The organism is Streptomyces solincola (genome assembly GCF_002982015.1).
Classification (GTDB): Bacteria; Actinomycetota; Actinomycetes; order Streptomycetales; family Streptomycetaceae; genus Streptomyces; species Streptomyces solincola.
On record NZ_PVLV01000583.1, the window covers coordinates 1 to 5,291 of the forward strand.

Annotated in this window: 6 protein-coding genes; 5 read left to right on the forward strand and 1 reads right to left on the reverse strand. The window is 73.6% G+C overall.

Going from position 1 to position 5,291, the window contains the following annotated elements:
- A partial coding sequence (locus C6N75_RS27575) for an exodeoxyribonuclease III (protein WP_181160646.1) occupies positions 1-524 on the forward strand: 524 nt, incomplete at its 5' end.
- On the opposite strand, the gene C6N75_RS27580 is transcribed toward C6N75_RS27575, so the two are convergent.
- Positions 515-1,189, reverse strand: a complete 675-nt coding sequence (locus C6N75_RS27580) for a MerR family transcriptional regulator (RefSeq protein ID WP_105871587.1) — start codon at positions 1,187-1,189, stop codon at positions 515-517. The two genes, C6N75_RS27575 and C6N75_RS27580, sit on opposite strands and share 10 nt — an antisense overlap.
- Positions 1,190-1,412: 223 nt before the next feature.
- Here C6N75_RS27580 and C6N75_RS27585 point away from each other — a divergent pair, with 223 nt between their 5' ends.
- The 4 genes from C6N75_RS27585 (at position 1,413) to C6N75_RS27600 (ending at position 5,049) form a co-directional block, all read left to right on the forward strand.
- Complete coding sequence (locus C6N75_RS27585) at positions 1,413-2,960, forward strand: flavin-containing monooxygenase (RefSeq protein WP_105871588.1); 1,548 nt, start codon at positions 1,413-1,415, stop codon at positions 2,958-2,960.
- Positions 2,957-3,829, forward strand: coding sequence for an alpha/beta fold hydrolase (locus tag C6N75_RS27590; protein WP_105871589.1), 873 nt, complete (start codon positions 2,957-2,959; stop codon positions 3,827-3,829). The genes C6N75_RS27585 and C6N75_RS27590 overlap by 4 nt, the downstream gene beginning before the upstream one ends.
- Positions 3,826-4,737, forward strand: coding sequence for an SDR family oxidoreductase (locus C6N75_RS27595; RefSeq protein ID WP_105871590.1), 912 nt, complete (start codon positions 3,826-3,828; stop codon positions 4,735-4,737). The genes C6N75_RS27590 and C6N75_RS27595 overlap by 4 nt, the downstream gene beginning before the upstream one ends.
- Positions 4,738-4,833: 96 nt before the next feature.
- Complete coding sequence (locus tag C6N75_RS27600; protein WP_105871591.1) at positions 4,834-5,049, forward strand: hypothetical protein; 216 nt, start codon at positions 4,834-4,836, stop codon at positions 5,047-5,049.
- Positions 5,050-5,291 lie beyond the last annotated feature (242 nt).

Consider the following 5,291-nt stretch of genomic DNA (forward strand, 5'->3'; position numbering starts at 1 on the left):
GCGGGCGGTATGCGGAGGCGGACCTTCCGGGGGTGACCGTCGCCAGTCTGTATCTGCCGTCGGGGGAGGTGGGGACCGAGCGGCAGGAGGAGAAGCTGCGGTTCATGGGGGAGTTCCTGCCGTACCTGAAGGGGCTGCGGGAGCGGGCCGCAGGTGAGGGGCGCGAGGTGGTCGTGTGCGGGGACTGGAACATCGCGCACCGGGAGAGCGACCTGAGGAACTGGCGGGGGAATCGGAGGAGCTCCGGGTTCCTGCCGGAGGAGCGGGAGTGGCTGGGGCGGGTGTACGAGGAGGCCGGGTACGTGGACGTGGTGCGGGCGCTGCATCCGGAGGGGGAGGGGCCGTACTCCTGGTGGTCGTACCGGGGGCGGGCCTTCGACAACGACACGGGTTGGCGGATCGACCTCCAGGTGGCGACGCCGGGGCTGGCGGCGCGGGCGGTCAAGGCGTACGTGGAGCGGGCCGCGAGCCATGCGGAGCGGTGGAGTGACCACGCGCCGGTGACGGCCGTCTATCAGACCTGAGGATCCGGACGGGGGCGCAGGCGGCGGTCGAGGGCCATGGAGAACTCGGCGTCGACGACGCTCTTGGCGAGGGGGCGCAGGCGTTCGGGGTCCGCGGCCTGGTGGTCTCGGAGGAGGTCGGTGAAGAGGGCGGCGAGCGCGTCGGCGTGTTCGCGGACGCGCCCGGCGGCGGCGAGTACGGCGGCGAGCGGCACCCCTTCGCGTACGAGGGCGGCGGAGACGTCCAGCAGGCGGCGGCTGACGTGCACGATCTCCTCGCCGTCGGTGGCGAGGTAGCCGAGGTCGAGGGCGGCGGCGAGGTTCTCCGGGGTGACCTGGTCGCCGAAGTGGTCGGCCAGTTCTCCGGGGGTGAGGCGGACCGGTTCCTCTTCGGTGGGCTCGCCGAGGCCCAGCACCTCGCCGACGTCCCGGCCGCTGTCGAAGGCGGCGGCGAGGTCGGCGATGCCGTTGAGGGTGTGGCCGCGCTCCAGCAGGGCGGCGATGGTGCGCAGCCGGGCCAGGTGGTGCTCGTCGTACCAGGCGATCCGGCCCTCTCGGCGGGGCGGCGGGATCAGGCCGCGTTCGCGGTAGAAGCGCAGGGTGCGGGCGGTGATGCCGGCGGCCCCGGCCAGTTCCTCGGCCCGGTACTCGCGGGGGGCGGTGCGCTCGGCGCGGTCCGGTTCCACCGCGGTCGCCGGTTTCGTATGGGTCCTCGTCCGCTCGTTCGCCACGCCGGCAACCCTATGTCGTACCGCCGGTAACTTTGTCGGTCGCACCCCTACCGCTCGGTATGCGACTGCTCTACGCTCCCGAGCAGACACCACGTTGCCAGTGATTGCTGGCAAGGTTGCCGGACCTCGACGGTCGGTGGTCGACGGTCGATGCGGACGCGGATGCGGAGGCGGCGGTATGGGGCAGGGGCAGGAGCAACGGCACGAGAGTGTGCGGGTCGCGGTGATCGGGTCCGGGTTCGGCGGGCTGGGGGCCGCGGTCCGGATGCGCCGCGAGGGCATCACCGACTTCGTCGTCCTGGAGCGGGCCGGCTCGGTGGGCGGCACCTGGCGGGACAACAGCTACCCGGGCTGCGCCTGCGACGTGCCCTCCCACCTGTACTCCTTCTCCTTCGCGCCCAATCCCGACTGGCCGCGCACCTTCTCGGGGCAGCGGCACATCCGCGCGTACCTGGAGCACGTCGCCGACACCTTCGGGCTGCGGCCGCACCTGCGGCTGAACCACGAGGTGCTGGGGATGCGGTGGGATCGGGACGAGCTGCGCTGGGAGATCGAGACCTCCGGCGGGCGGTTCACGGCGCAGGCCGTGGTCTCGGCCACCGGGCCGCTGTCGGATCCGCGGATTCCCGAGGTGCCGGGGCTCGACGGTTTCCGGGAGGCGGGTGGACGGGTGTTCCACTCGGCGCGCTGGGACCACGACTACGACCTGGCGGGCAAGCGGGTGGCCATGATCGGCACGGGGGCGTCCGCCATCCAGATCGTGCCGGCGATCCAGCCGACCGTACGGAAGCTGACGCTGTTCCAGCGCACGCCGGCGTGGGTGATGCCGCGGGCGGACCGGGCCATCAGCGGGCCCGAGCGCTGGCTGCACCGCCGGCTTCCGCTCACCGCCACCGCCCGGCGCGGACTGCTCTGGGGCATCCGCGAACTACAGGTCAGCGCCTTCACCAAGCGGCCCGGGCAGTTGGGGATGGTCGAGTCGCTGGCGAAGGCCAACATGGCCAAGGCGATCAAGGATCCGGCGCTGCGGGCCAAGCTGACCCCCTCGTACCGGATCGGCTGCAAGAGGATCCTGCTGTCGAGCGAGTACTACCCGGCGCTCGCCCAGCCGAATGTGGACGTGGTCGCCTCGGGACTGGCGGAGGTGCGGGGGCGTACGGCGGTGGCGGCCGACGGGACCGAGGCCGAGGTGGACGCGATCGTCTTCGGCACCGGCTTCCATGTGACGGACATGCCGATCGCGGCCCGGGTCACCGGGGCCGAGGGGATCACGCTCGCGGAGGCGTGGAAGGACGGGATGGAGTCGCTGCGCGGGGCCACCGCGGCGGGCTTCCCCAACTGGATGACGATCATCGGCCCGAACACGGGACTGGGGAACTCGTCGATGATCCTGATGATCGAGTCGCAGTTGAGCTACATGGCCGACTACCTGCGGCAGTTGGGGCTGCTCGGCGAGCGGGCGGCGCTGGATCCGCGCCCGTCGGCCGTGGCCGCCTGGAACCGGCGGGTGCAGGCCCGGATGGAGCGGACGGTGTGGAAGGCCGGCGGCTGCGACTCCTGGTACCTGGACGCCAACGGGCGCAACACCACCCTGTGGCCGGGCACGACGAGCGAGTTCCGGCGGGCCACGCGGTCGGTGGACCTGGCCGAGTACGAGATCGTGCGGCCGCCCCGGACCGCGCCCGCCTCCGCGCAGGCCGCCGTGTCGGAGAAGGAGGCGGTGTGACGGGCGCGGTGGTGTCGACCGACGGGTCGGAGCTGTACGTGGCGGTGCACGGGCCCGAGGGCGCGCCGGCCGTCGTCCTCGCGCACGGCTGGACATGCTCGACGGCGTTCTGGAACGCGCAGGTGCGGGAGCTGGCCGCGGACCACCGGGTGGTCGTCTACGACCAGCGCGGACACGGCCGCAGCCCGGCCGCGGGCCCCGGCGGCTACTCCACCGAGGCGCTCGCCGACGACCTGGAGGCGGTGCTGGCCGCCACCCTCGCGCCCGGCGAGAAGGCGGTGCTGGCCGGGCACTCCATGGGCGGGATGACGATCATGGCGGCCTCGGCCCGGCCGGGGGTGCGGGAGCACGCCGCCGCCGTGCTGCTGTGCAGCACCGGGGCGTCGAGGCTGGTCGACGAGTCGCTGGTGCTGCCGCTGCGGGCCGGGGCGCTGCGCACCCGGCTGACCGCCGCGGTGCTGGGGGCCCGCGCCCCGCTCGGCCCGGTCACGCCGGTGTCGAAGCGGATACTCAAGTACGCGACGATGGGACCCGGTTCGGCCCCGGCGCGGGTCGCCGAGTGCGCCCGGATCGTGCACGCCTGCCCGCGCGGGGCCCGGGTGGCCTGGTCCCATGTCCTCTCCGCGCTCGACGTGGAGGCGGGGGTGCGGGAGTTGACCGTCCCCACCGCCGTGATCGCCGGTACGGCCGACCGGTTGACGCCGCCGGTGCACGCCCGGGCCATCGCCGCCGCGCTGCCGCGGTGCGTGGGTCTGACCGAGCTGACCGGCATCGGCCATATGACCCCGGTGGAGGCCCCGGAGGCGGTGACCGGCCGCATCCGCGAGCTGGCGAGCACCTATGTGGAGCACAAGGAGAGGGCGGCATGAGCGCTGCGAGCGGCACGACGAGCAAGCTGGACGGGAAGGTCGCCGTCGTCACCGGCGGGGCCCGGGGCGTGGGCGAGCTGCTCGCCCGCAAGCTGTCCGCGCGCGGGGCGCGGGTCGCCCTGGTCGGGCTGGAGCCGGACGAGCTGAAGCGGGTCTCGGCGCGGCTGCACGGCGAGAGCGACTGGTGGCACGCGGACGTCACCGACCACGAGGCGATGAGCCGGGTCGCCGCCGAGGTGAAGGAGCGCTTCGGCCGGGTGGACATCGTGGTCGCCAACGCGGGCGTCGCCTCGGGCGGGCCGTTCGCCGACTCCGACCCGGTCGCCTGGCGGCGGGTGATCGAGGTCAACCTGATCGGCAGCGCGGTCACCGGCCGGGCGTTCCTGCCGGTGCTGCTGGAGAGCCGCGGCTACTTCCTTCAGATCGCCTCGCTGGCCGCGATCACCCCGGCGCCGATGATGACCGCGTACTGCGCCTCCAAGTCGGGGGTGGAGGCGTTCGCGCACAGCCTGCGCGCCGAGGTCGGCCACCGGGGCGTGAAGGTCGGCGTCGGCTACCTGTCCTGGACCGACACCGACATGGTGCGCGGGGCGGACCAGGACGACGTGATGCGGGAGTTGCGGCAGCGGCTGCCCTGGCCGTGCAACCGCACCTACCCGCTCGGCCCCGCCGTGGACCGGATCGTGGCCGGCATCGAGCGGCGCTCGGCGCATGTGTACGCGCAGTGGTGGCTGCGCGGGATGCAGTCGGTGCGCGGCTACCTGCCGAGCCTGATCGGGACGGTCGGCGCCCGCGAGGTGCGGCGCTTCGACGGCCGGCTCTCCGGGGTGGGCAAGGGCCTGGTCGGAGCGGGCGGCGCGGCAGACGAGCTGGCGCGTGCGGAGCGTGACGAACCGGTCACTTCTTGATCGAAATGCGCGGTATGTCCGGTCATGTCAATCTGATCGAGGCCGGGGACCACCCACGGTCCCCGAAGTCCCCACTTCCCTTGTAGGAGAGCCTCGATGGGCATCGCAGACCAGTTCAAGGACAAGGCGCAGGACATGAAGAACCAGGCCGAGCGCAAGGGCCAGGACGCCAAGCGCAACGCGCAGCAGCGCGCCGCCGCCAAGGGCGACCGCCCGCAGCGCGACGAGGCCGCCCGCCGTCAGGACCGTCCCATGGACGAGCGCCGGCAGCCGGCCGCCATGGCCGACGAGCGCCGCGACCGCCGGGCGTAGGTTCGATGCCCGCGGCCGGTGACGGCTGCGACGCCCGCGGTCGCTGACCGCTGGTGGTGCGCGCGGTCGCTGACCGCCGCTGAGGAGGCGCACCCGGGACGCCGGGTGCGCCTTCCGTGTGTGTGGGGGGCGGATCAGGCCGCCGACGCCGCGTCCGACGGGGTATGCCGGGAAGCGGGGCCGTCTCAGGTGCGCGGCGGGAGCTTGGGGCGGCGGAGGTCGGGGACCTGGGAGTAGTCGGG